The 26109-nt window shown below is 61.0% G+C and carries 22 protein-coding genes; 8 read left to right on the forward strand and 14 right to left on the reverse strand.

All coding sequences use genetic code 11. The annotated features are described in order from the left end of the window. Positions 1-169 precede the first annotated feature (169 nt). Complete coding sequence (locus BR41_RS09820) at positions 170-493, reverse strand: rhodanese-like domain-containing protein (protein WP_035055999.1); 324 nt, start codon at positions 491-493, stop codon at positions 170-172. A 68-nt stretch (positions 494-561) separates the two neighbouring features. Further along, positions 562-1728: a methionine adenosyltransferase gene (metK, locus tag BR41_RS09825; RefSeq protein ID WP_035055779.1), complete on the reverse strand. Its 1167-nt coding sequence runs from the start codon at positions 1726-1728 to the stop codon at positions 562-564. A 135-nt stretch (positions 1729-1863) separates the two neighbouring features. Here metK and BR41_RS09830 point away from each other — a divergent pair, with 135 nt between their 5' ends. From BR41_RS09830 to BR41_RS24870, 3 genes are all read left to right on the forward strand, one after another. Next, entirely contained in the window at positions 1864-2739 is an 876-nt protein-coding gene (locus BR41_RS09830) for a lysophospholipid acyltransferase family protein (RefSeq protein ID WP_035055781.1), read from the forward strand. Continuing rightward, positions 2736-3650, forward strand: coding sequence for an LpxL/LpxP family acyltransferase (locus BR41_RS09835; protein ID WP_051710618.1), 915 nt, complete (start codon positions 2736-2738; stop codon positions 3648-3650). Before BR41_RS09830 ends, BR41_RS09835 begins: the two co-directional genes overlap by 4 nt. 102 nt (positions 3651-3752) lie before the next feature. After that, complete coding sequence (locus tag BR41_RS24870; protein ID WP_211251713.1) at positions 3753-5540, forward strand: patatin-like phospholipase family protein; 1788 nt, start codon at positions 3753-3755, stop codon at positions 5538-5540. Positions 5541-5910: 370 nt separating this feature from the next. Here BR41_RS24870 and BR41_RS09850 read toward each other — a convergent pair whose 3' ends face one another. The 11 genes from BR41_RS09850 to gshA all read right to left on the reverse strand — a co-directional run bounded on the left by BR41_RS09850 (position 5911) and on the right by gshA (position 21133). Beyond that, positions 5911-6573 carry an O-methyltransferase gene (locus BR41_RS09850; protein WP_035055783.1) on the reverse strand — a complete coding sequence of 221 codons (663 nt, stop codon included), beginning with the start codon at positions 6571-6573 and terminating at the stop codon, positions 5911-5913. A 26-nt stretch (positions 6574-6599) separates the two neighbouring features. Next, the gene (locus BR41_RS09855; RefSeq protein ID WP_035055784.1) at positions 6600-7694 is read right to left on the reverse strand and encodes a tetratricopeptide repeat protein; all 1095 of its coding nucleotides are present in this window, start codon (positions 7692-7694) and stop codon (positions 6600-6602) included. 7 nt (positions 7695-7701) lie between these two features. Continuing rightward, positions 7702-9330, reverse strand: a complete 1629-nt coding sequence (locus BR41_RS22855) for a tetratricopeptide repeat-containing diguanylate cyclase (protein WP_051710620.1) — start codon at positions 9328-9330, stop codon at positions 7702-7704. Positions 9331-9497: 167 nt separating this feature from the next. Continuing rightward, the gene (gene ptsP, locus BR41_RS09865) at positions 9498-11225 is read right to left on the reverse strand and encodes a phosphoenolpyruvate--protein phosphotransferase (protein ID WP_035055786.1); all 1728 of its coding nucleotides are present in this window, start codon (positions 11223-11225) and stop codon (positions 9498-9500) included. 102 nt (positions 11226-11327) lie between these two features. Then, complete coding sequence (locus tag BR41_RS09870) at positions 11328-11600, reverse strand: HPr family phosphocarrier protein (protein ID WP_035055788.1); 273 nt, start codon at positions 11598-11600, stop codon at positions 11328-11330. A 51-nt stretch (positions 11601-11651) separates the two neighbouring features. After that, complete coding sequence (locus BR41_RS09875; protein WP_035055790.1) at positions 11652-12053, reverse strand: PTS sugar transporter subunit IIA; 402 nt, start codon at positions 12051-12053, stop codon at positions 11652-11654. Positions 12054-12497: 444 nt separating this feature from the next. Beyond that, positions 12498-16364 carry a carbohydrate-binding module family 20 domain-containing protein gene (locus BR41_RS09880; RefSeq protein ID WP_035055792.1) on the reverse strand — a complete coding sequence of 1289 codons (3867 nt, stop codon included), beginning with the start codon at positions 16362-16364 and terminating at the stop codon, positions 12498-12500. A gap of 454 nt (positions 16365-16818) precedes the next feature. Then, positions 16819-17184 (reverse strand): hypothetical protein, encoded by a 366-nt coding sequence (locus BR41_RS09885; RefSeq protein WP_035055794.1) that lies wholly within the window; start codon positions 17182-17184, stop codon positions 16819-16821. 489 nt (positions 17185-17673) lie between these two features. Continuing rightward, the gene (locus BR41_RS09890) at positions 17674-18708 is read right to left on the reverse strand and encodes an FAD:protein FMN transferase (protein ID WP_035055796.1); all 1035 of its coding nucleotides are present in this window, start codon (positions 18706-18708) and stop codon (positions 17674-17676) included. Beyond that, positions 18698-19648: a glutathione synthase gene (gene gshB / locus BR41_RS09895; protein ID WP_035055798.1), complete on the reverse strand. Its 951-nt coding sequence runs from the start codon at positions 19646-19648 to the stop codon at positions 18698-18700. The genes BR41_RS09890 and gshB overlap by 11 nt, the downstream gene beginning before the upstream one ends. 186 nt (positions 19649-19834) lie before the next feature. Beyond that, the gene (gshA, locus tag BR41_RS09900) at positions 19835-21133 is read right to left on the reverse strand and encodes a glutamate--cysteine ligase (RefSeq protein WP_035055800.1); all 1299 of its coding nucleotides are present in this window, start codon (positions 21131-21133) and stop codon (positions 19835-19837) included. A gap of 178 nt (positions 21134-21311) precedes the next feature. Between gshA and BR41_RS09905 the strand changes: the two genes are divergently transcribed. From BR41_RS09905 to BR41_RS09915, 3 genes are all read left to right on the forward strand, one after another. Beyond that, on the forward strand, positions 21312-21782 hold the full coding sequence (locus tag BR41_RS09905; protein WP_156970639.1) for a DUF4259 domain-containing protein: 471 nt from the start codon (positions 21312-21314) through the stop codon (positions 21780-21782). 35 nt (positions 21783-21817) lie between these two features. Then, entirely contained in the window at positions 21818-22105 is a 288-nt protein-coding gene (locus BR41_RS09910; protein WP_035055802.1) for an immunity protein TriTu family protein, read from the forward strand. 68 nt (positions 22106-22173) lie between these two features. Continuing rightward, the gene (locus BR41_RS09915) at positions 22174-22437 is read left to right on the forward strand and encodes a hypothetical protein (RefSeq protein WP_035055805.1); all 264 of its coding nucleotides are present in this window, start codon (positions 22174-22176) and stop codon (positions 22435-22437) included. Between the two features lie 52 nt (positions 22438-22489). Here BR41_RS09915 and BR41_RS24630 read toward each other — a convergent pair whose 3' ends face one another. Continuing rightward, complete coding sequence (locus BR41_RS24630; protein WP_169741281.1) at positions 22490-22666, reverse strand: hypothetical protein; 177 nt, start codon at positions 22664-22666, stop codon at positions 22490-22492. A gap of 737 nt (positions 22667-23403) precedes the next feature. Between BR41_RS24630 and BR41_RS25165 the strand changes: the two genes are divergently transcribed. After that, positions 23404-24927 carry a polysaccharide lyase gene (locus BR41_RS25165; protein ID WP_245615849.1) on the forward strand — a complete coding sequence of 508 codons (1524 nt, stop codon included), beginning with the start codon at positions 23404-23406 and terminating at the stop codon, positions 24925-24927. Between the two features lie 149 nt (positions 24928-25076). Continuing rightward, positions 25077-26048: a hypothetical protein gene (locus BR41_RS09930; RefSeq protein WP_035055809.1), complete on the forward strand. Its 972-nt coding sequence runs from the start codon at positions 25077-25079 to the stop codon at positions 26046-26048. The last annotated feature ends 61 nt before the right edge of the window (positions 26049-26109 follow it).

A 26109-nucleotide genomic window follows, 5' to 3' on the forward strand; every position in this document is an offset into this window, starting at 1 on the left:
GAACCATCGAGGAGTGCTAGCGAGGCTCCCTCGCGGTGGCGAGGGCGGGGGGAGTGGAATCGAACAGGGAGAGCCGCTGTTTCAGCCTCAACAACAGATGAGTGCCCGGCTTTGCCGGGCGCTTGATGCTGTTGATCTGTAGCAACGGTCTGTGGGTGCAAACAGGCGCTCAGTAGCGCGGAAACGCCGGATCGACCTCATCCGCCCACCCCGCCACGCCGCCGGCGAGGTTATGCAGCGCGGTAAAGCCGGAGCGCTCCAGAAAGATGCCCACCTGATAACTGCGCATGCCGTGATGGCAGATCACGACCGTTTCGGCATCCGGGTCCAGCTCTTGCTGGCGGGCCGGAATCTCGTTCATCGGGATATGCGTGATGCCATCAAGATGGCAATGCGCCACTTCCCAACCTTCGCGCACATCGAGCAGGACCGGTTTGGGGCGGGATTCGTCGGCAAGCCAGGCGGCGAGGTCGGCGGGGCGGAGTTGTTGCATGGTGTTTTCCAGTTGTTCCAACAAATAACGGGGTGGCAAGCCACCCCGTTATGTTTGCTACTTACCGATTACAGGCCAGCGTCAGCGCGCAGCGCTTCGGCCTTGTCGGTGCGTTCCCAGGTGAAGTCCGGCTCTTCGCGGCCGAAGTGGCCGTAGGCGGCGGTGCGGGTGTACACCGGGCGCAGCAGATCGAGCATCTGCACGATGCCCTTCGGGCGCAGGTCGAAGTGCTTTTCGATCAGCTTGACGATCTGGTCGTTGGACAGCTTCGAGGTGCCCCAGGTATCGACCATGATTGACACCGGGCGGGAGACGCCAATCGCGTAGGAAACCTGCACCAGACATTGCTTGGCGATGCCGGCAGCGACGATGTTCTTGGCGACATAACGGCCGGCATAAGCCGCCGAGCGGTCGACCTTGGACGGGTCCTTGCCGGAGAACGCGCCACCGCCATGTGGGGCTGCGCCGCCGTAGGTATCGACGATGATCTTGCGGCCGGTCAGACCGCAATCGCCCATCGGGCCGCCGATGACGAAACGGCCGGTCGGGTTGACCAGGTATTTCGGGTTCTTCAGCCACTCGGCCGGCAGCACCGGCTTGATGATCTCTTCGATCACGGCTTCGGACAATTGCGCGTGGCTCACGTCCGGGTGGTGTTGGGTGGACAGCACGATGGTGTCGACTTCGAGCACGCGGCCGGTGTCGGCGTCATAGCGCAGGGTGACTTGCGATTTGGCATCCGGGCGCAGCCACGGCAGGCGGCCGTCCTTGCGCAGTTCGGACTGGCGCTGCATCAGGCGGTGCGCGTAATAGATCGGGGCCGGCATGAATTGCGGCGTTTCGTCGCAGGCATAGCCGAACATCAGGCCCTGGTCGCCCGCGCCTTGATCGAGGTCGAGACCCGCGCCTTCGTCCACGCCTTGGGCGATGTCCGGGCTTTGCTTGTCGTACGCGACCAGCACGGCGCAGGTCTTGTGGTCGAAACCGATGTCGGAATGGTCGTAACCGATGCGCTTGATGGTGTCGCGCGCGATCTGGATGTAATCGATGTTGCCGGTGGTGGTGATTTCGCCGGCGAGCACCACGAGGCCGGTATTCACCAGTGTTTCGGCCGCCACGCGGGCGTTTTTGTCCTGGGTGAGGATCGCATCGAGGATGGAGTCGGAGATCTGATCGGCGACTTTGTCCGGGTGGCCTTCGGAGACCGATTCGGAGGTAAACAGGAATTCTTTCATCGTGGTTCCTTGGTGGCACCTTGGCGGGAGCCATCGTGTTCAAAGTGACGCGGGATGTATTTGTTGGTGGTTCCAGACACAGGCTGGCGGTGAAAGCCGCTAGAATTCAGTCCCTGTCATCGATTCGCCGCCGTCATGCTCGTTGCGCTGTGCCGACCTTTTGCCTACCTGCCGCTTGCCTTGATGCATGCTGCGGGTGTTTTGCTCGGCTGGCTGGTCTGGGCGGTATCGCCGACCTACCGGCGTCGGCTGCGGGCGAACCTTATGCAATCGGGGCTGGTTCAGGGCGGTAATTATACCCAATTGCTGCACTCAAGTATTGCGGCGCACGGCCAAGGCGCGTTGGAGCTGCCAGCGGCCTGGCTACGCCGCCCGCTGGACGTCGCCGATCTGGTGCGCGAGCGCGTGGGCTGGGCCCATGTCGAAGCTGCGCTGGCCAAGCCCAATCCGGTGATTTATGTCTCGCCGCACCTGGGCGGCATCGAAGTGTGCGGCATTCATCTGGGCTGGCACAGCCCGCGCATTTTCGCCGCCTTGTACCGGCCACCGAAGCTCAGATGGCTGGAGCCACTGATGCTCGCCTCGCGCAACCGCGAGAACGGCCGCGCCGCGCCGGCCAATGCACAGGGCGTGCGCATGCTGCTGAAAACGCTCAAGCAAGGCCAGTCCATCTACATCCTGCCCGACCAGGCCCCCGGTGGCGGTGAGGGCATCTGGGCACCGTTCTTCGGCAAGCCCGCGTACACGATGACGCTGTTGCCCCGACTGGCGCGACAGTTCGATGCCACGGTGCTTTTTTGTTTTGCTGAACGCTTGTCCTGGGGGCGCGGCTACCGCCTGCACATTGAACCGATGCAAGGCGAGTTCACCGGTGATGCCGTCGCAGATGCCACCACGATGAACCGCAATCTCGAGGCGCTGATCGCACAAGCGCCGGCGCAATACCTGTGGAGTTATAACCGCTACAAGCACCCGGCTGGTGCGCCGCCGCTGCCGGAGGACGTTGCATGAGTACGTCTTCCCACGAGCCGACGCCAAGTCTTGGCTGGCAGGCGCAGCTGCTGTCTATCCCGTTCCGCCTGCTGGCATTGTTGCCGCTGCCGGTATTGCGTTTGCTCGGCGGCGGCATCGGTTCGCTGCTGTATGCGCTGCTCAAGCGCCGGCGGCGTATCGGCCTCGTTAATCTGGGGCTGTGTTTCCCGGAATGGGACGAAGCCCGTCGTCGCGCCGTGCTGCGTGAGCATCACCAGCTGCTGATCACCTGCCTGCTGTCCTACGGCAAACTGTGGTTTTCCAGCCGAGAGGGGGTGGAGAAACTGGTGCGCCGCGAAGGCTACGAGCATTACCTCGCCGCCATGGCCGCGCATCCTGATCAGCCCATCATCGTGCTTGCGCCGCATTTCATCGGCCTCGATTACGGTGGCGTGCGCCACACGATCAATCATCGCGGGGTCAGCATGTATTCGGCTTCGCACCAGAATGCGCTGGATGCCTTGCTGCTGATGGGGCGCAGCCGCTTTAGCGATCCTTTGCTGATCCGTCGCAACGACGGCATTCGCGGCGTCATCAAGGCGCTACGGCAAGGGCTGATGTTTTACTACCTGCCCGATCAGGATCTCGGCCCGCGCGAGTCGATTTTCGTGCCGTTCTTCGGTGTGCAGACCGCGACGGTGCCGGCGCTGGGCAAGCTGGCGAAGCTGGCCGGCGCGGTGGTGGTGCCGATGGTGACGACGCTGGAAAAAGACGGTTTCGTCAGTCGCCTCTACCCGGCCTGGGAGAGTTTTCCGAGTGGTGACGATATAGCGGATACCACGCGGATGAACGCCTTCATCGAAGCGCGGGTGCGTGAGTATCCGGCCCAGTATTACTGGCTGCACCGCCGCTTCAAGACCCGCCCGGAAGGCGAGACGGGCTTCTATTGAGCCGGTCTGATTCACTCGCTGATTTTCTGATTACGTTGTCATGACGGTTTCGCATCTCATGGTCTATTCTTGCTGCACCGCAATGAATAGGCAGGATGAACCATGAGCAAATCCAAGACCGCGCTGGTGATTGGTGGCGGCGCGCCAAACATGCCGTTGATGGCGGGTGCACTGGCCGCGATGATCCGGCAGAACGTCGAATTCGATGTGATTTCCACCTCTGGCGCGGGTGCGCTGATCGGCCTGCTGTATGCCGCCCCGAAAGCGGCATCCCCGCTGGAAGCATTGGCCAACATCGTCCAGATGGGCGTAGCCGACCCGATCTATAACGCCTTTCCGGTCAACTACAAGATTTTCAACAAGCCGGGCGTGCTGGCCGACTTGTTTCGCCAGCAGTTGAATACGTCGCCCTATGCGCAGCTGGTCGAGCAACTGCATGCGATCAGCCCGGGCTTGCGGCTGTGGAGCGATTGGCAGCAATTCCTATGGGCGATCGCCACGCCATCCGACCTCGGTGCAGAAAGTCTTGGCCTGTGTGCGCACGTGCCTTTCGTCGAAGAAGTGGTCGACTTTTCCAAGGTGCGGGATGCCGGCGATTTCTATCTGAACGCCTACAACCTCGACAAGCACGAGATGGCGCTCTGGCATGGCCGCGATGTCGATCTGCAGCACTTCCGTGCGGCCTTGTCGTTCCCCTTCCTCTATCCGCCCACCGAAATCGATGGTCAGAACTACATCGAAGGCGCGGCGATCGATACCCTGAATTTCAAAGCCTTGATCGGCGACCACGGGTGCGAGAAAGACATCGAGACGCTGGTCGTGTTCGATGTGCTGGGCGCGGAACAACTGCTGCGCGCGCCGACCAGCCTCTATGACGCCTGGGTGATGTCCATCATTACCCCGCTGACCGAAATCGCCAAGGACGACCTGAAGCTGTTCGAGCTGGTGCATAACCGCAAGCCGGATGGCAGCGCCAAGCGCACCTTGCTGAAGGTGCCGCTGCTGTCGAAGAACCTGCCGCCGGAGCGTTGGGCGCAGATGTTCGAATGGTCGTATTCGAACCTGCACACGCTGTTCCGCATCGGGTTCGACGTCGGTTTGCTCTTCTGCGGCGAGCATGCCAAGCGCTTGGGCATCGAGTTCGACCCGACCGTGCAGCCATTGCCGGAGGATTGGACGACGGCGGACGTGGTGGGCAACGGTGCAACGGCCAAACCGTTCGCGACCAAGAAGCCGGCGGCGAAGGCACCAACCCCGGTGGCTCCGGCCAAAGCCGCTGCCAAGGCGCAGCCCGCTGCTGTGAAGCCGGTTGCGAAACCCGTGACCGCGAAACCGCCAGCGACGAAAACCGCTGCGGCAAAGCCAGCGCCTGTCAAAGCGGCCGCCAAACCGGTAGCCGCCCAACCAGCAGCCAAGCCGGCCGCAGCTCAATCCGTTGCCGCTAAGCCTGCAGCAACGGCCAAAGCGACGGCCGTAAAACCAGCGGCTAAGCCCCCAGTGGTTAAAGCCACGGCCAAGCCTGTAGCAGTCAAACCTGCTGCGGTGACCAAGCCGGTTGCCGCTAAACCTGTCGCCGCCGCCAAGCCGGCTCCAGCTACTGCCGCCAAGCCCGTTGTCGCGACAGCTAAACCAGCGGTTGCTGCCAAGCCAGTGGTGGCCAAAGCTAAGCCCGTAGCGAAACCGGCAGCCAAACCTGCTGCCAAGCCAGCCGCTGCAGCGAAGTCAGCCAAGCCGGTTGCTGCCAAACCGGCTGCCGCCAAATCCGCTGCAAGCAAACCGGCCGCGCCAACACAGCCGGTCGCGGCGAAACCCGTGGCTGCCGCCGCGCCGGTGGTCGCTCCGCCGGTCGCTGCCAGCCCGAGCAAGACGACGGATGCGGAGCCGGTGTAAAGCTCAGTTCTAGAAATCGGTGAAGTGCACCAAGGCGGCCAAATGGCCGCCTTGGTGCATTCTGGATGTGCTTATCCCCATTCACTCGCGTACAAGGCTTCTAGCCTTGCTCTGGGAAAGTGGGAGAGGGGGCTTCCAAAGAGCGCGGCATGTTGCCGCACCCTCACCCCCGGCCCCTCTCCCACAAGTGTGAGCGGGGAGGAGACTTCCGGGCGGGGATGACGCCTGCTCCGTAGGGCGGATCACCCCGTGCGGGGCGATCCGCCGTTTACCGCGTGAGTGCGGCGGAACGCCCGTTGGGTGTTCCGCCCTACGGTGACGCGACTCCGCTAGCAGGGAGAGGCGAGGGTGTGCCGCCAAAGGGCCAGCGCTAACGCTTGCTCAGCACCGTCAGCCCATCCCCAAGTGGCACCAGGCAGTGCTCGACCCGCTCATCGTCGCGTAGCCGGTCGTTCAGGCTACGGATGACGCCGACTCCCGGTGGTTCTCCATCCGATGGCGTTGCCACACGGCCGCTCAGCAGCATGTTGTCCAGCAGGATCAGCCCGCCGGGGCGTATCAGTTGCAGGGCGGCTTCGTAGTAGTCGGGGTAGGCGGGTTTGTCGGCGTCGATGAACACGCAGTCATAGGTTCCTGCCGCGCCTTGCTCCAGCAGCGTGGTCAGCGTCCGCAATGCCGGTTGCAGGATCAGTTCGATCCGTCCAGACACACCAGCGACTTGCCAGTGTTCACGGGCAAGTCGTGCGAATTCATCACTAATGTCACAGGCGGTCACCCGGCCTTGTTCGCCCATGGCCAAGGCGGCGGCGAGCGCGCTGTAGCCGGTAAAGGTGCCGACCTCGAGGTAGCGTTTCGCGCCGATCAGTCGCAGCAGGAACATCAACAGCGTGCCTTGTTCGGGGGCGAGCTGCATCTTGGCCAGCCGGTGCTGAGCGGTGGCGGCGCGTAGTTGCGCCAGCGCGGCCGGTTCGCGGGAAACGTGCTGCCAGTAATCGGCCAGCTTCGGGTCGAGCGGGAGGGTGGTTCTGGTCATCGATGGGGGGTGATTGGGCGGATGGATCAGCGGGGAAGCAGGGTCGCCTGCCGCATGCGGACCCGTTCCAGGTGCAGGCGCAGATCAAGTTGCTTGAGTTGTTGCGTGGTGGTCTTGGCCAGCCGCAGGCCGCCGCCCTGCTTGCGATTGCGTTCGCGCACGGCGGCGTGCAGGCGCTTGTGGTGTTCCAGTGCAAGCTTGAATTCGCCGACGTCGAGATACAGCTGTGAGAGCAATTCTTCGGTTTGCAGGACGAAATTGGGCAGATTGGCTTCGTCGCTGACCCGGTTGGCGGTCTGCAGGCATTCCAGCGCCGCCTTGGGTTGGCCGAGTTTCTGGTAGGTACGGCCCAGGTTGAGCAGCACATGGCTTTCGCCCCAGGCGTTCTTGGCATCGCGGTAGATGCGATACGCGTCGTTCAGATAACGCTCGGCGCTTTCGAATTCGCGTTGTTCGAAATGGATCAGGCCGTAATAGCTGGTGACTTCGGCCGCCCAGCCCGAGTGCTGCACACCCCGTTCCATCAGGCCGGTGGCGGCGTCCAGTGCGGTGAGCGCGGTGCCGTGGTCGTGCAAGCGGTAGGCATCGGCGGCGAGGTTGATCTGGATCGCGCAGGCCAGCCGGTCTTCGCCGAGCGGCAGAACGATCTGCTCGGCAATGCGATGGAAATGCAGTGCGTTGATGAAGTCGTCAAAGGCGAAGTAGACCTTGCCGATGCCCATATAGGCATGGGCGCAGTACAGCATGTCGCCACGTTCGCTGGCGGTTTCCAGGCATTTGATCCAGGTATCCAGCGCAGCGTGGTAATCGGCGGCAAAGTAGTACAGCTCGCCCAGTTCATTGAGTGACCAGGTGAGCAGGGCCGGGTGTTTTTCGCGCTCGATCAGCCGGACCGCATCTCGCAGGGTGGTGATGGCCGCACGGGATTGGCCCAAGTGCGACAGGGCGCGGGCGTGTTCCTTGTGCGCTCGGGCGATCAGCGGTGTGTCGCCCAGCCCCTTGGCATTTTGCAGCAGTGTTTCGGCGCGGCTGAGCCAGTTGGGGCGGTCGATGCCTTGCGTGATCGCGATTTGCAGCTCATAGAGCGCATTTTCAAGGACTTTGGGGGTGACTGGGCTCATCGGTGCCTCACACGATCAGCGCTTCGCGCACGCGATTGCGCCCGCTGCGTTTGGCGACGTAAAGCGCCTCGTCAGCGTGGCCGATGAGCTGCTCGCCGGCATCACCGGGGCGGAGCGGCGCACAGCCGATGCTCACGGTGACCTTGAGGCCGGGTGCGATGTGCTGCGGCCAGTCGTAATCGGCGATGCGATGGCGGATGCGTTCGGCCACCTGCATGGCGATGGCGGCCGGTGTGCCGGGCAGCACCAAGGCGAACTCTTCGCCACCGTACCGCGCCAGCAGGTCGCCATCCCGAATGCCGTCCAGCAACAAGCCCGCGCCGGTTTGCAGTACGCGGTCGCCGATCAGATGCGAAAACCCGTCGTTGATGCGTTTGAAGTGGTCGAAATCGATCACCAGCATGGACAGCGGCTGGCCGGTGGCATGGGCTTGTTGCACCATGGCCGGCAGCCGCTCGTCGAGGGCGCGGCGGTTGTAGATGCCGGTCAAGGCATCGCGGTAGGCCGCGGTTTCCAGTTTCTTCATCTGCTGGCTGTGTACATCGCGCTGTTGCCGCAGGCGAATCACTTCCAGCTCGGAGGACATCAGCCGCAGCTTGATCTCGACATTGGCCAGCCGGCGGGCCGAGCGCGAGGATGCCCGTCCGGCCGCCCCTTCGTTGGCGATCAACAGGTAGTGATCGTGGTAGCCGATGTAATGCATGAGTGCGCGGGCATGGTCGCCGCGTGCCTCATACAGGCTGGAGAGTTCCTCGTGGATCTGCATCGTCAGGTTGGCCGCACCGAAGCGGGAGACCACTTCGAGCGCTTGCTGCAGAAATTTCTCCGCCTCGATGTCGTTGCCGGCTTTGAGGGTCATCCGCCCCAGGCCAAGCAGGGTCACCGTCCGACCCCACAGGAAGCCCGGCTCCAGATTGATTTCGTAGGCGCGGTCGAAGTAATGGCGGGCCAGCACGAATTCGCCTGCCTCGCTGTAGATCAAGCCGAGGTAGTTACAGATTTCCGCCAGCCAATCACGGCGTAGCGGCAGGATCAGGTATTGCTCGGCCTGCATCAGGATGGCTTTGGCAATATCGAAACGCTTGAGCTGGATCAGGTCGGCCGCAAGGTGCAGCGAGGATTTGGCGCGCAGGTCGACATCGTCGTGGAGTTCGGCGAATTCGTGGGCGAGTGCGTTGTAGTAGAACGATTGCTGCCGGTCATCCTGGGCGACGTGCAGGTTGCCCATCCCAAGACAGGCTTCGATGTAGCAATCGACCGCGCCGATGTCGACGGCGAGGTCGAGGCATTTGATCCAGTAAGCTACAGCCTTACCGGAGTCTCCGTTCGCGGCGCTGCATTGGCCAAGGGCGAGCAGGAGTTGCGCAGCGAGATGCGGGTGGTTTGCTTCTTCTGCGAGGCGCAGCCCTTTGATGAAGAGCGGCCTTGCCTTGCTGGCGCCAGAGAGGACGAGGGCCGATTTGCCCCACCAGAGCAGCGCTTGCGCTTCGCCTGCCGTGTAATTTGCGGCTGTCGCCAGTATGGCGGCTTTTTGCGCAAGCTCCAGGGTCAGCTCGCAGCGCGGCGCGTAACTGTCCTTCGCCTCGTTGAGAAGGCGGTCGATTTCAGCGAACGGGTGCGCGATGGCTGGATTCATGGGCAGAGTTTCTTGGCTCTGCCATTGTAGGTAAATCTGTAAGGCTACAACAGTGCGGCGATTCCCCGATTGGGGGCCGGCGGGAGGAGACGATCGGTAGCAGGGTCGGGCTTGACCGTGCGCATGGCGCCATCGGGGCGCGGCCAAGCCCGGATCATGTCAGCTGGTCAGCTGTTCAGCTTCACCAGCAGATTGCGCAGTTCTTCCGCATCGCCGCTGGCGCGCATGGCATCGATGGTCGGGCGAATCTTGCCCAGGTCGGTCGAGAGCACCTGCTGCTTCACCTTGAGCAGCTGCGCCGGCAACATCGAGAAACGGCGCAGGCCCAAGCCCAGCAACAGGCGGGTCAGGTTCGGGTCGCCAGCCATTTCGCCGCACATCGATACCGGTTTTTCCATGTGATTGGCGGTTTCGATGATGTGCGCCAGCAGCGAGATCACTGCCGGGTGCAGCGGGTCGTACAAGTGCGAGACGCTATCGTCATTGCGATCGACCGCCAGCGTGTACTGGATCAAGTCATTGGTGCCGATCGAGATGAATTCCAGATGATTCAGGAACGAGGCTACGCTGACGGCGGCGGCCGGCACTTCGATCATGCCGCCCAGTTCGATGTGCTCGTCCATCGTGACGCCTTCTTCTTTCAGCTGCGCCACGACTTCGTTCAGATGCTTGCGAATCTGCTTCACTTCCCCGACGTGCGACAGCATGGGAATCAGCAGCTTGATCTTGCCGTGTGCCGAGGCGCGCAGCAGCGCCCGCAATTGGGTGCGGAACATCTGTGGTTCCGCCAGGCACAGCCGGATGCCGGTCAGGCCCAGTGCAGGGTTGGGGGTGTCTACCTCTTCCTGCCATTTCGGAATCTTGTCTTTGCCCAGGTCAATGGTGCGGATGATGATGGGTTTCTTGCCCATCGCCTCCGCCACTTGCTTGTAGGCTTCGTACTGTTCGTCCTCGGTCGGCAGGTCGTCTTCGCGCAGGAACAGGAATTCAGAGCGGAACAGGCCGATGCCGGCCGCGCCGTTGCCGAGCGCCTGCACGCTGTCGTCGGGCAGTTCGATATTGGCGAAGAGTTCGATCTCGATGCCGTCACGCGTCACCGCTTTTTTCTTCAGGATGCCCTGCAATGCGGACTGTTTCTCGGCCCACAGGGTTTGCCGGGCGCGGTATTCGGCGAGGATGGTTTCATCCGGATCGACGATGACGACGCCGTTGACGCCGTCGACGATGATCAGCTCGTTGTCCTGGATCATCGAGCGCGCGTGGCGCAAGGCCAGCACCGACGGCAAATCGAGACTGCGGGCGAGAATGGCGGTGTGGGAGGTCGGGCCGCCGACGTCGGTGATGAAGGCGACGTATTGGCTGTCCTTGAACAGCACCATGTCGGCGGGCGACAGGTCGTGCGCGACCAGGATGCCGTCGCCGGCGTTGGGCACCGGCAAGGGCGACAGCGCATCGTGGCCGGCCAGTGATTTGAAAATCCGCTCTGCCACCTGGATCACGTCATTGCGGCGTTCGCGCAGGTATTCTTCTTCGATCTCGTCAAATTGCGCGAGCAGCACATCAAGCTGCTGGCGTAGCGCCCATTCAGCGTTGCAGCGCTCGTGCGCAATCAGGTCGCGAGGTTCTTTGGATAAGGTGTGATCGTTCAGCAGCATGATATGCAGGCTGAGGAACGCGCCCAGTTCGGTCGGCGCGTTTTCGGGAATGCTGCCCCAGAGCTGTTCCAGCTCTTGCCGGGCGTGGCGCACGGCGGCGTCGTAGCGGGCCTGTTCGGCCGGCACGTCCGCATCGTGCAGCATGTAGTGCTCGACCTCGATGTCGGCTTGGGAGACGAGGTGTGCGCGGCCAATGGCGATGCCGCCGCCGATCCCGATCCCGTGCAGTGAAATACTCATATGCCTTCCTCGTCGACCGCTGATACGGCCTTTTTTTTATATGGTCGGGCGTGCCGGCGACTGCATGCGACCGGCTGCGTATGTTCTATTTTATTTTTGTATTTATTCGCCTTCACCAAACTTGTCGGCAACCAGCGCCTTGAGCGCGTCCAGCGCTTGCGCGTCGTCCGGGCCATTGCTGGTTTCGATGGTGATCATGCTGCCTTTGCCGGCGGCCAGCATCATGACGCCCATGATCGATTTGGCGTTGACGCGCTTCTGGTTACGGCTCACCCACACTTCACATTGGAACTGGCTGGCCAATTGGGTGAATTTGCTCGAGGCCCGCGCATGCAGGCCCAGTTTGTTGACGATTTCGACTTCTTGGCTGGGCATACTGGTAATCCGTAAATGCTTAATCTTAGGTACTTTGGGGCCGTTTGCTGCTTAGCTGCTTGATGGCGGCAACATGTAGAGCACGCCTTCCAGCCCACCGGTGATCGCCTTGCTGACGACGGTTTCGAGCGGTTGATGGCAATAGGTGAGCGCGCGTACCAGCATGGGCAAATTGACGCCCGCCACCGCTTCGATGCGGCCCGGTTCGATCAACCGGTTGGCGACGTTCGATGGCGTGCCGCCATAGATGTCCGTGAGCAGTAGCACACCGCTGCCGTCGCTATCGAGCGTCGCGACCATTTGTCGTGCGCGTTCGACCACTTTGTCCGGGTCATCTGCCTTGCTGACGGCAAGCTGCATCAGGTTGGGCAGGGGACGGCCCATGATGTGCTGGGCACAGGACATGAGCGCATCGCCGAGCGAGACATGGGTGACGATGATGATGCCGACCATGCGAAAGGGTTTCCTTTGAGCGCCACCCCCTCCGCAGACGGATGGCGATGACGGATAAATATCATGGATTCCTGAATTTATACCGGAATCCGGGGATGCTTCCCAGCGTGACGATCCCCGCTTGACGTGCAATTACAACCGGCTGCCAGTAAGGGGGGCGCTTGCGGCCAGTCAGCCGTGTCATGACAAGCGATATCAGGTGATGCTGATCCACCACACTCGTTGCGTATCAGCGCTGGCGGACCGGTATCGACATGATCGCCAAGCCTCGGTTCCACCGCCAGATGCAATCGGCAAGCGGGGCTGTTTTTAAGTGGGGGCTTAGGAATGCATGGCGTGGCGGAAATAAAAAAGCGGCCCGCATGACGGGCCGCCCCAGTTGGCTACTTCGCTACTACTTAATAGCTTTCTTATCTTTTATCCATACCGCACCGTATGTCGCGGTTAGAAATTCCCGTCGCTCAACGACTGCGTGGTGCCGCAAGTCGATGAAGTGGTGGCTTCCCGATTGCCGCTGGTGGTCGACTGATTGCTCTCCCACACGGCGGTGGTGCCGTTCCATTTCACGTACTTGTACTGGATCGCCGTACCGATCGGCAGCGCGACAGTGCCTGTCCACGGCACATTTGCGCCACTGCCCTGGATCGTCAGCGCAAAGCCGCTGGCGGGCGTCCAGCTGCCCAAGGCCGTCTGATTGCCGACCACGTAGAGGTTCTGGCCGGTGACGGTATTGGCGTTGGCGATGGTGAAGGTGACATTGATCGTGGTGCAGGTCGCCGCCGCCGGCGTGGTGACTGACAGCGCTGTGCTGGCCGCTGAGACATTCCCGGCCGCGTCATATGCCTGCACCGTGTAGCTGTAAGTGGTGCTGGCGGCTGCCGTGGTGTCGGAGTAGCTGGCGGTGGTGCTGGTGCCGATTTGCGTCCCGTTGCGCAGAATCTTGTAGCCGGTGACGGCCACGTTATCGGTTGATGCCGTCCAGGTCAGCGCCACGCTGGTGGCCTTGATGGTGCCAGCGGTGAGGCCGGTCGGCACGCTCGGTGGCGTGGTATCTGCCACGCAAGGGTTGGTGGTGCCGGTCTTGCCGCCGGATACCGTCCACACGCCCGTGCTCAGCTGGTAGTTGATGCCGCTGTTGTTATCCCAGGTCGAACCGTTGTTGAAATCGACCTGGAAGGTGCTGTAGCTGCCCAGGTTGATGGTCTTGCTGTACCAACCGGTGCAAGCCAGCGTCATCGCCACACCCGGCGAGGTGGTCCACGTGCCGTTGATACCGTAGTGGATGTTGACCGTGGTCCAGCTCGATGCCGGCTGGTAATACACCGTCGCCGAGTTGCCGGCCAAGGTGGTGGCCGAAACTGCAGCACTGGCCGCCGAGGTATTGCTGGCTGCGTCATACGCCTGCACCGAATAGCTGTAAGTGGTGCCGGCGACGGCCGTGGCATCGGTATAGCTCGTGCCTGTGCTGGTGCCGATCTGCGTGCCGTTGCGCAGAATCTTGTAGCCGGTGACGCCGACGTTATCGGTCGATGCTGTCCAGCTCAAGACCACGCTGCTGCTGGTGACGGTGCCCACGGTGACGCCGGTCGGCACGCTCGGTGGCGTGGTATCCGGCGCTTGCGTGGTGGCCGACACCGCACCGCTCGCTGCCGACGTATTGTTGGCCGCGTCGTATGCCTCCACGGTGTAGCTGTAGATGGTCGAAGCGGTCAGACCCGTGTCGGTGTAACTATTGGTGCTGCTGGTGCCGATTTGCGTACTGTCGCGGAAGACCTTGTAGCCGGTGACGCCGACGTTGTCGGTCGAAGCAGTCCAAGAGAGGCTCACTGTGTTCGTGGTCGTGGCTGAGACAACAGGTGTACCCGGTACGGTCGGCACGGTCGTATCGATGACCAGGAAGGGGTTGATGCCCTGCACCGTGCCGTTCACGTCCTCGACATAGCCCGAACCGGTGGTGGACGTGGAATACGTGCCCGCGCCGACAAAGACCTGCTGGATATCCGTCCTGGTGACGTTGCCGCCGGCATCGGTGGCCTCGATGTAATAGTCGACCAGCTGGTTGCGGTAGTCGGAGATATAGCTGTAGTACAGATTGCCGATCTCCTGCGCCGGCAGCACCTGCATGGTCGCCTTCACATTGGCGTTCCAGTCCACGCCATTCATCACTGGCTTCAGGTCACGCATGGTCATCGGGTACGACTTCCATGCGCCGACATTGGCCGGGTTGATGCTCAGGCCCGTCTTGCCGGCCATCGCTGCCGGGTCGTAGACCTTCCAGGTGTCGTCCGCCGCATCGAGGGTATTCGACGTATGCGGGCGGATCTTCACCTGCATGCTGGAGATACCCAAGGCATCGAAGGCGTAGGTGTAGATCGCGAAATTGCTGTTGTAGTGCTGAACCGTCCAGCCCTCGGCCTTGGAGCCGTTCACCGAACCGGGGTTGTACGGATAGCGCTGCGGCCACCATACCGACGGGCCGGTTTTGACCTTGGCCAGATTGGCATTCACATACGGTTTGGAGAATGCCAGCGAGTTGTTGAACGCCAGCGTCGGTTTGACGTCGTCATCCTTGTTCTCGTCGTAATAGCCGAAGCCCGAATCCATCGCCGGCAGCAGGAAATACCACGCCAGTTCGGCCGGATTCGCGCCGCTCTTGTAGTCGTTGGCAGCATCGCCCTTCACCGGGTAGGAGATCATCCACGGATTGAGCTGGTTACCGGCGTAGGTCACCTGCTTGTCCAGCGCCGTCGTTGGTGACCAATAGCTGGGGTGGCCGTCGAGCCAGATTTGCTCGGATGCCTTGGCGTAATACATCGCTGCCTGTAGCAGCGCGAAGTTGCGCTCCAGGTAATGCCAGCCGTATTCGAACGAGACGGTTGCACCTTCGGCGACCCCCTTGAGGTTCTTCTTCGGTGCCAGATTCATGCCGGTGGCGGTGTTGAAGGCGGAGAACTGGCCAGCCCAGATCATGAACGGCAAGTGCCAGTGATACCAGGTCGGGTCGGACGACGAATCGCGCGTATCTACCCACGAGCCATCCTGCACGTGCTGGATGTCGGTCGCGGGAATCGGGAATTTCTTCAGGTATTCATCGATGCCGAGACAGTAACCGTTGCCGGCGCAGGTGGTGTTGTAGCCCGCTTGCCAGGTATCGAGCGAACCCGAGCGACCGCCGGAGTTATCGCCATCGTGCGCGATCACGTAGAACTGGCGCGCTTCCTGGCTGGCGTACGGTACGTATTCATCGGCCGTCGCCGAGCCATCCCACCCTTCCTGCCACGAGCCGTTCTGGCTGACCGGAATACCGGCGACTTGCGTGACTTCCCCCGTGGCCGGGTCGACATGACGAACCCAGTGTGGTGTCGAGGCGAACGGGAATTTGTTGATGATGTTCTGTTGCTCGTGGGCCATGCCGTTGGCGACCCACGCACCGACGTTGGAGGTGTTCTGCAGATCGGCCCGGTTCGGCGGTGAAATCAACGTATCGCCGGTCGGGTCGTAGGTGCTGTACGGATAGTCTTTCAGCGTGCGCGAGAAATGGTTGTTGCCCATTACCGACCACTGCACGCCGAGTTTGGAGAGCGTGGGAATCAGCCGCTCAGAAAACCCCAGCTCAGTGGGGAAGAACCCATGCGATGCCGTGAAATTGCTGCCGAGGAAATACGACTGCGCCAGCGTGGCGTTCTGGTAGATCAAGTCCTTGAGGAAGTAATCCGGCCCCACCAAAGGCCCCATCGAATGGTGGCCGGTGAAGTGGATGACATCCAGCGTGCGGTTGCCGTTATTGGTCTTCAGCCCGTTGTAGGCGCTGATCCACGATGCGCCCCAACTCGGGTTGGTATAACCCGGCACGTTCTGCAGGTTTTCCAGACTGTTGACGTCATTGACGACCGCGCCGGACATCGTCACGTGGATCTGGCCATTGCCGCCCGCAAAAGTCTGTACTTCGCCGGCTACTTGCTGCGGCCAATACTGATAAGCGCCGGTTTTGGCATTGGCGCTGTAATACGACACCAGATCATCGTGCGGCATGATTGCCCCGCCCAATACCGACGGCAGGTAATAGGTGTAACCCGTTGGCGGGCTGGTTTTCAGGTTGATGACCTGACCGTCGTAGGTGTAGCGGATCGGCGCGCCGATTGCGGTCGCGTTATACGTGGCGTTGACATCCACCCCGTAGAACGGCCAGAAATTCGGCATGTGATTGTGGTAGACGTGGGCGGCCGGAATGGTCCCGGCGGCGGCCGTCAACGCGTAGCATGCCGCGGCTGCGGCCATACCGGCCGCAAGCGGCCTGAGGCGGAAATACATAGGCTTTTTTCCTTTCGATATAAGGCGCACATCACGGCTGCCGCCCGCGGCAAAAGCGAGCGGCAGCGTGCTCGTCATCAACTCCAGGCTTCATTCCGGTGCGCATCCGTTGCATTGACGGCGCGCATTGCTGTGGGGGTGTTGCGATCCCGAAATGCAGCTGTTTCGCGCTTGGCCTGGTTCAGTTTTGTTTAATCCAAACCGGTTTGATTGCGAAACGGATTGAGCATAGTGCTGCAACTGAATGATTTACAACCTCGCGTTGCACCAAAATCAAACCGGTTCGAATTCATTTGGGCTGAAACAGGGCAGAAGGATGGCTTGTGTTGCAGGCGTGGCTTGGATTCAGCCGGTTGTGCTACCGGCTGTCGAATTGATGTCGGTCTTGAGGAAATCGCTGGAAAGGAAAACCGGCCGCCGAAGAGGGAGGGAGCGGCCGGGGGATTCCAGAGGGTCAGCTCGTCATGTCACACATGAGCTTGATTTTGTAATCACCGCTGGCGTCGCTCAATATTTCTGAGCTGTATGTACTGCCATCGGCAGTACATAGCCGACGAAGCTCACTACCGTTGAGCCCTCCATTCCTGACGGCAGTGAATAGGGTACGGTTGCCGATGCCGTACACGATGGAGAGTTTGGTTTTGCCATCCACCGTCGAGCAGGTCGCAGCGCTGACGGCTGCATCGCCGTAGTTCTTGGCTGCTTCCTTGTATTGATCCAGCACCTGCTCGCAGGCGGCATTGGCCAAGGCAGACGCCCCAAAGACGCCCAGTGCGAGCAGCAGTGCGGACATATCGAACAACTTGCTTGTCACTTTCATCGCGGTATTGCTCCATGAAGAAGGAAACGAATGCATCACGATGCACCGTCACGGCCTCAGCCTTTGATGTGTGATGCGAAAGAAATTGTATTTATTTTTGAAAGACATACATACAAAAATTTATATTAATTTATGTCTTTGAATGAAAGTTTTTGGGGTGGGAGGCAGACGCAGCGTGCTAGATCAGATCAAGCTGTAGGGCGGGTTAGCCCTCGCGTGCGAAGCTTGCTTCGCTCAGCTACAGGCGTAACCCGCCGGGCAGCGCTCACAATGGCAGCCAACAATGGCGTGTTGCACTGCGTGGGAAATCGGGAGTGAGCGCGCTGTTGTAGGAGCGAGCTTGCTCGCGATAGCGACGGTAAACGAACCATTGCCATCGCGAGCAAGCTCGCTCCTACAAGGTTGGCGGCATGCGCAGCCCGGACAGCTTAGCCGGCAGAGGTGCCTGTAAAAGACCCGGCCGACAAAGTCGTCCGGGCTACCACGCCATTACCGCAGCCGATAAAGATGCGTCGGCGCAGCCAGCCACTTCAGCCGCGCCTGCAGTCCTGGCGTGCTGTAGGCGTCGCCATCGTTGGCAATCAGCAGCACCTCGCCAGCGCCAAACCGACGCGCGTAGCCTAAAGCGTTATCGATGCCGCCGATGAATACGGGCTGCGTTGCCGCTGCGGCAATCGCTGCCGCTTCCAGTGTCGGCGGTGTGATCACCAGTGCCGCCTGCATGGTCTGCGCCGGTGCACCGCTATGCGGGTCGATCAGCCGGGAATAGCGCTTGTTGCCGACCATGAAATAACGCTGGAAATCGCCCGCCAGCGCCACAGCTTCGCCACTTTGCAGCAGCACCGTGGCCATCTCCGTCGCCTTGCGCGGATGGCGGATCGACACTTTCCACTGCACGCTGCCGTTGCGGCCTAGTGCGATGGCATTGTCGCCCACCGTGATCAAGGCGTTGAAGACGCGATGCTTGCGCAGGTACGCCGCGCTTCGGTCGAGCGCCCAGCCGGTGGCGACGGCATCCAGATCCAGCGCGAGCGCGGGATTGCTGCTGGAGACCTCTGAGCCATCAAAGTGCAGGTCAGCCAGTGTGGGGTGAGTGGACAACAGGGCCGCCACCGTGACGGCATCCGGCAATTTCGTGACCGGCGTGTCCTGATGAAAGCCCCATGCCGCCACGAGCCGGCCGATGCCCGGTTCAAACAAGCCATCCGAGCGCTGTTCATAATCGATGGATTGCTTGAGCAAACCCAGCAACTCTTCATCGACCGGGATGGCCTCGCCGCGCTCGAATGCTTCATTCAGCTGGGTGACCGATGAAGGATGCCAAGCATGCAGCTTGGTGGAGATGCGTTGCAGATCGGCCAGGACGGCATCGGTGTGTCGTTCGGCCTGATCGTCCGGCAGCCCCCAGATCGAAATCGTGACCGGACGCTCGAACGCCTTGCCTTGGCGCTGGTAGAGCGGGTCTTTGCTGCAGCCGGCGAGTAGCAGGCCGAGCAAGGCAAGCGCGGTGAAGCTAAGCCGCAACCCGACGCTCCAGCGCGTCGATAAACAGCGCCGCTACATCGATCCCCGATTGCGCAGTGATCTCGCGGAAGCAGGTCGGGCTGGTGACGTTGATCTCGGTCACCTTGTCGCCAATCACATCCAGCCCCACCAGCAGCAAACCTTCCGCCGCCAGTTTCGGGCCGAGTGCCTCGGCGATCTTGCGGTCGGTATCGGTGAGCGGCCGTGCCACGCCGGTGCCACCCGCCGCCAGATTGCCGCGTGTTTCGCCTGCCTTCGGAATCCGCGCCAAGCACCAATCCACCGGCTTGCCATCGATCAGCAGGATGCGTTTGTCGCCGTCCTTGATCGCTGGCAGATAACGCTGCGCCATGATGGTTTGTGTTTCGTTGGCGGTGAGCGTTTCGATGATGCTGCCGACGTTCGGATCGTCCGAACGCACGCGGAAGATGCCCATGCCGCCCATGCCATCCAGCGGCTTGAGAATGATGTCGCCATGTTCGGCGAGGAAGACGCGGATGTCGGCCTCCAGCTGCGTGACCAGCGTCGGGGCGATGAATTCCGGATGCTTGAGAATGGCGAGTTTCTCGTTGTACTCGCGCAGGCAACGGCCGGGGTTGAACACCTTTGCGCCTTGCGCCTCCGCCAGACTCAGCAAATGCGTGTTGTAGAGATACTGCTGATCGAACGGCGGGTCTTTGCGCATGATCACCGCATCGAAATCCTTGAGCGCGAGCGTTTCAGTCGCGCCGGATTCGAACCACACGCCGTACTCCTGCTGGCTGGTAAACGCAAAAGCCTGCGCTTGCGCTTCGACCACGCCGTTTTTCACCCGCAGCGTATCGGCTGAGCAGGTGTGGATGACGTAGCCACGCCGGTCAGCCTCGACCAGCATGGCGTAGGTGGAATCCTTGTAGATCTTGAACTTGGAGAGCGGGTCGGCGATGACGAGGAGTTTCATCTTGAGCGGGGGTCCGGGGTTCGGGTGTTAGTCCCCTCTCACATCCCGTGCAAGGCTTTGCCTTGTTCAGGGACAGTGGGAGAGGGTTAGGGAGAGGGGGCTTGAAAAGGGCGCTGCATGTTGCACCACCCTCTCCCCCTGCCCCTCTCCCACAAGTGTGAGAGGGGAGTAAAAAGTGCGGCGTATCTACACCGCCAACGCCATCGCCATTTCCGGCTGCGTCGCTTCCAGTTCATAAGAAGCCGCCAGCAACGCCAGCCGGGCAATCACGCCATAGGCGTAGAAGCGGTTCGCATCGCAATCCGGCGAGTCATCACAGTCGGGGGTATTGGCCGGCGTGGCAAACGCCAGCGGCACGAAGTGCATGCCCGGCGCATTCAGGTTCTCATCCGGGCCGCGCTCGGTGTGCACGCGGTAGAAACCGCCGACCACGAAGTGATCCATCATGTACACCACCGGCTCGGCAATCGCGCCATCGATGCTCTCGAACGTCGGCACGCCTTCCTGCACGATCACGTCGTGCACTTCCAGCCCTTCCTTCACCACCGACATCTTGTTGCGCTGCTTGCGATTCAGCCCGACCAGCTCCGCGCCGGATTTCACGCTCATGATGCCCATGCCATAGGTGCCGGCATCGGCCTTCACGATCACGAACGGCGTCTGCTCGATGCCGTGCTCGGCGTATTTGACGCGAATCTTCGCCAGCATGTCGTCCACGGCGGCGGCGAGTTTTTCTTCCCCGGCGCGCTCATGGAAATCCAGTCCGCCCACCGCGCTGAAGTAGGGATTGATCACCCACGGATCGATACCGATCAGCTTGGCGAATTCGGCCACCACTTTGTCGTAAGCGGCGAAATGCTTGGTCTTGCGGCGCATATACCAGCCGGCATGCAGCGGCGGCAGCAAGGTTTGCTCAATGCCTTTCAGAATCTCCGGCACGCCGGCCGACAGATCGTTGTTCAGTAGCACCACGCACGGATCGAAATCCTTCAGCCCGATGCGGCGGCCGTTGCGTACCAGCGGTTCCAGTGTCAGCTTTGCGCCATTGGCGAGTTCGAAATCCGTTGGCTCGGTGATGTCCGGGTTGAGCGAGCCTAGCCGCACCTTCACGCCTGCATGGCGCAGGATCTTGGCCAGCGCCGCCACGTTCTGCAGATAGAACTGGTTACGCGTGTGGTTTTCCGGGATCAGCAACAGGCGGCGCGCGTCCGGACAGAAGCTCTCCACCGCCGTCATCGCCGCCTGCACACACAAGGGCAAAAAGTCCGGATTCAGATTGTTGAACCCGCCCGGGAACAGGTTCATATCCACCGGCGCGAGCTTGTAACCCGCATTGCGCAAATCAACCGAGCCATAGAAAGGCGGCGCATGTTCTTGCCACTGATTGCGGAACCAATGCTCGATCTCGGCCTGCGCCGTGAGGATCTTCTGTTCCAGTTCAAGCAACGGGCCGGACAAAGCCGTGGTCAGGTGTGGGACGGACATGCGGGAAACCTCTTAGGACTGAACTGGCAGCATATGCGGTCAGGGGCTGGGGATTCAACCTTTGGGGGAGGGATTCCATGCGCAGGGCACGGGCCGAGTCTGGTATCGTGCCGCTCCTTCTGCAGCATGGCCCGCTGCAGCAGGTTGACGGCGCTGAAGTTGCGGTAAATTACGACGCATGGATGCGGTGCAACGCCGTACCGGGATCGCTCGTTCAGGAGCGCAGTGCAAGGATCAACAATCAATGAGCGTATGGAATACCGGCATCTTCGATAATGACGACGCCGAGGATTGGCTAAGCGAATTAAGCGGCGCAGAGGCCGGTTTTCTTGAAACAACACTGTCATTGGCCTTTGCCCCCTATCTGGAAGCGCCCGAAGGGAGCCGCGTCATCTGCGCCGCCAAGGCCGCCTCCATGCTGTTGGGAAATACGGCAGACGACGCGCCAGAGGCATTAATGGTTTGGCTCTCGGAACCGAAGTTTTTCTATCTGGAAGATTTGCGGCGGCTGGCATTGCAAGGCCTGGATCGGGTGCTTGCAGATGGCAGCGAATTGAATGAATTGTGGCAAGAAAGCGAAGAGGGTTATCTGCAATGGAAAGCGCAGATACTTCTGCTGGGCGATGAATTGCAAGACGCAGCTTCCTAATGCGTTGCCCACCCATAAGCGCCATGTGAACCGAGATGCTTACCTTATTTCTTGAATGGGTCTATACGAGGGCGGCGGAGCAGATGCCCGCTGCAGAAATGTACGTGACCTTCTGCGCGGAGACAGATAACCGGGCCGCCCGGCTTGATCTGGATACGCCTACTGCCGTTGCTCGAATCACGTGTTGGGACAGCGGAGACTATTTCGCTGAGATTCTTGAGTTCGAAACAGCGAAGCATGTGTACACGTCCCACGGACAACTCGTGCCGGACGAGTGCCTCTCGGAACGATTTCAGGATTTCTTTGTGGCACTGGGCGGTTGATCAAAACAGCCGGTGCCTTTCATCTTCACGGGTCGCATCGCTGATCAGTGGGCGTTACGATTCCGCCCATGCCTGCTCTCAATCTCAAATCGCTCGACCCTGCTGAGCTGATGCCCTTGCCCGAAATTCCGGAAAGCTACGGCCCCCGGAATGAGGAAGAGCAGCGCATCGATGACTTGGTGATGGAAGGTATTAACAGTGGCCCTGGCAAGCAATACGCCAGTGTGGCCGAGTTTGCCGCCGAGTTCCGCGCCCAACGTTCTGCATGCGTGAGTTGCCAAGATTGTTGGGCTTCGCTGCGCTCTGCGCCAACCTACCAAAATCTGCGATAGCTTAAAGGGCCAGCACCTTTTAAAGCGCTGGCCCCTTCCCATCACTTACCGCTTACTTCCTGTCTTTCTCCCTGAACGCCCTCAGTGCCTTTTCATTGATCCGCGCCATATCAATCGCGCTGCGTCGCTCCTGAGCCAGCGAGATACCCGTTTGTGTCAGCTGGTACGCGGCGGAGCCGGGATCGACGATTCGGGCGAGGATTTGGAACAGCCGTCCTAGTTCGTCCACGCATTCGACGCCGTAACGGGCAAAGTCATCGGCGGTGCGGCCGATCGAGCGGGGGGTAGAGGCGTAGCGGGGGAGTGGTGGTGCGGGGCGTACCTTGGGGTTGGTTTGGCATATTGCCTCCTGTGAGTGTGGTGAAACCCCGTCGCTTCGCTTCCAAACGAAGGTGGCGGGCACGAGATGGCGTTGGAAGACCGGTCACAGGAACCCGGCAGCCCGAAGGCTCGCCACCCCAGCCCGCCGCAGAAGACGTGCCAAGGCATGCGGACAAAAAAATAACCGCGGCTGCGGTTGTCCGCCTGTGGATCCGGGCTTCCAAACCCGATCGCGCTATTGAACGCGACGCTCCAAAAGTATCCCAGCCGCGCCGGCTTGGTCAAGGCAGCAACCGTAGGTGGCACCCGTAGCCCGGACGGCTCCGCTGGCCGGGATGGCAGTGGCACGTGGGGCCAGCAACCCCGGCCGCAGAATGCGTCCGGGCTACGGGGGGGCAGCTGTTAGTCGGGGGAAGAATTCGGCGTGTTGCCCGGCGAGCGGATAACTTGCATTCATTGACTGAAAATGGATGCCAAAGTGACAGGTTGTGTGGGGTCCAATCTGGATTTGTTGTTTACATTACAACAGCTTATGACGTTTTTTTGACGCCCCATTCTCGCTATTGCAACCTCCTGCAATCCGGCCGATCGAGCCGGCAACAGGCGTCCGCCATAGAACAAGACGCCAGAGGATGGAGAAGAGAGATGATGCGAACGACCCTATGGGGCGCGGCGGCTGTTGCTGCGTTCTTTGTGCTGGATGCCAGCGCGGCCTGTCGTGGTGCGTGGGCGGAAGGCAATACCTACCAAGTCGGTGACGTGGTGACCTATAACAGCGCGACCTACACCGCGCTGGTGACGCATACCGCGTATGTCGGCACCAACTGGAATCCGGCGTCGACCCCGACCTTATGGAAAGCGGGCGGCAGCTGCGGCGTGACGCCGACTCCCACACCGACTCCGACGGCAACCCCGACCCCCAAGCCGACGGCCACACCAACTCCGGTCCCGACTGCTACGTCGACGCCGAAGCCTACCGCGACGCCTACGCCGACACCCACTGCAACACCAACACCAACACCAACACCAACACCAACACCAACACCAACACCAACACCAACACCAACACCAACACCAACACCAACACCAGTTTCGACCCCTACCCCTACCCCTACCCCTACCCCTACCCCTACCCCTGCGCCGTCACCGACGCCTGTGCCGGGCAGCTGGTTGCTGCAGAACACGTTCGAGAATGACGCGATCGGTCTCTACACCGCGAGCGAATTCCAGAATGACTGGGGCGTCGCGCCGCAAAGCTCCACCGGTTTGGCTGCTGGCCGGCTTTCCATCGTTGCCGATCCGGACAACAGCGCCAACAAGGTGCTGCGCGTCACCTATCTGGCCGGCCAGATCGGCGGTAATTCGGCGATGACGTTCGATGCGCCGCTGCCAACCGGCTACAACCAGCTGTGGCTGCAATACAAGGTGCGCTTCGACAATGCCTTCGCCTGGACCAAGGGTGGCAAGTTGCCGGGTCTGGCCGGGGGCGATACGCCGACTGGCTGCATCCAGAACGGGACGTTCGATGGCTTCACCACGCGCTTGATGTGGCGCGAGAACGGGCTGGCGTTCAGCTATCAGTACTATCCGGGCAAGCTGAATGACTGCGGCGACTATTACGCAGTGGCGACCAAGTTCAAGCCGGGTGTGTGGTACACGCTGACGCAGCAAGTGATCCTGAACGATGCCGGCCAGGCCAACGGGCAATTCCGCCAGTGGGTCGATGGTGTGCTGACGTTGCAGCAAAGTGGCTTGCTGTTGCGCAACGCCGCGACGGTGAGCGTGTCGGCTATCAAGATGGACACCTTCTTTGGCGGCTCGACTACCGATTGGGCGCCGGCAACGGATCAGTACGCCTACTTCGATGACTTCCGCGTGAGTACCGCCTCACCGCTGGCGCTGGTCGATACCGCCAAACCGGCTCCCGCCCATACCGATCCGCTCAATGGCTACAGCCAGTGGAGCAATACGGCGACGTATCAAACGAACGCGCTGGTGTTCCGCATCGATGGCCAAGGCGTGTATCACTACTACAAGTCACGTGGTTATACCGGGGCCAATGTCGATCCGCTGACCACCAGCATTCTCGATATCTATTACCAGGTGTATTCACCGCTACGGCTCGACAATGGTCAGCAATGGCTGGAGCTGACTGCGCCTTGGTCTTGATGGGCACTGTTTGACGTAGTACGTGTAACAAGAAAACCCGCGCATTGGCTCAGCCCTGCGCGGGTTTTTCTTTTGCGCGAGCGTAATTTGCATTCAAGTTTGTCTGCTTTGTGTCGATGTTACATTGACCATTCCCCAGGCTGACATTCATGAAAATTTCGCCGGATTCTTCGTCCCTTGCCAATGCCACGCCGTCAGATCGTCGCAATACCGTATCCGCCCGCAGTCAGACCGCCGCTACCAGTAGCGATGCGCAACCGTCCACAGTGCAGCCGTCCGTCAAGGTCACGCTAAGCCCGTTTTCGAGCAGCGCGTCCACCAATGCTACGAGCGATTCGGATCAAAGCCCGCTGTTCTCTCAGCTGCAGGGCATCATGCGTGCCTTGCGGCAAATGGGGTCGGGCAGTGCGCAGCGCAAAGCCGCCGCGCGGGCGCGGGTGGAGCAGATCAAGAAGCAGATCGAGTCGATGCAGAAGTTTGCCGTCGCGCTTACCCCGCAATCGGCCAAGGCGATGGCGGCACAGGTGCGGATGCTGGCGCAGCAGCTCAAGGCGGCAGCGGCGGAGTTGTCTGGTGGCGGTGGGAGTGCGGTGGTGGTGCCGGAAATATCGATCAACCACGCGGCAGGAGCATCGGATGCTTCACCTACGGTTTCTGCTTCATCCGATCAGGTCGCTACGCCCAGCGCTGCAGATGATGCAGCTTCCCAAGCGCCGACGGCGAATGACGTGCCTGCAGCAACGGATTCGACCAAGGCAGACGATGCTGCCGCCGTTGCCGCAGCGAAAGCTGCCGAGACAGAGGCCACTGCTGCAGCTGGCAAGGCAGAACAGCAGGGGGATGACCCGAAGGCGGGCACCGATACTCACAAGACCCAAGCCACCGGGACAACATCCAGCGACGAAAGCCGCGCCGATCTGGCTACTGTTCGGGCGGTAGCGGAAAAGCTCAAGCAACTGCTGGCGCTGATCCGCATGCATTTGCGGGATGGCCGCAATGCCGATACCAAGGCGGTGGATCGTGCCCTGCACGATATCGACGAGATGAAGCCGGAGCAGGCGGGTGGGGCTGCAGGAGGGGAGAGCGCTGGCGTTGCTGCTGCGGATGGTGGGGCTGCTTGAAGCTGTTCACATTGCCCCTGAACAAATGCCTTGCAGGGACGGAGGGCAACCGTAGCCCGGA

The organism is Andreprevotia chitinilytica DSM 18519, from assembly GCF_000711875.1.
Lineage (GTDB): Bacteria > Pseudomonadota > Gammaproteobacteria > Burkholderiales > Chitinibacteraceae > Andreprevotia > Andreprevotia chitinilytica.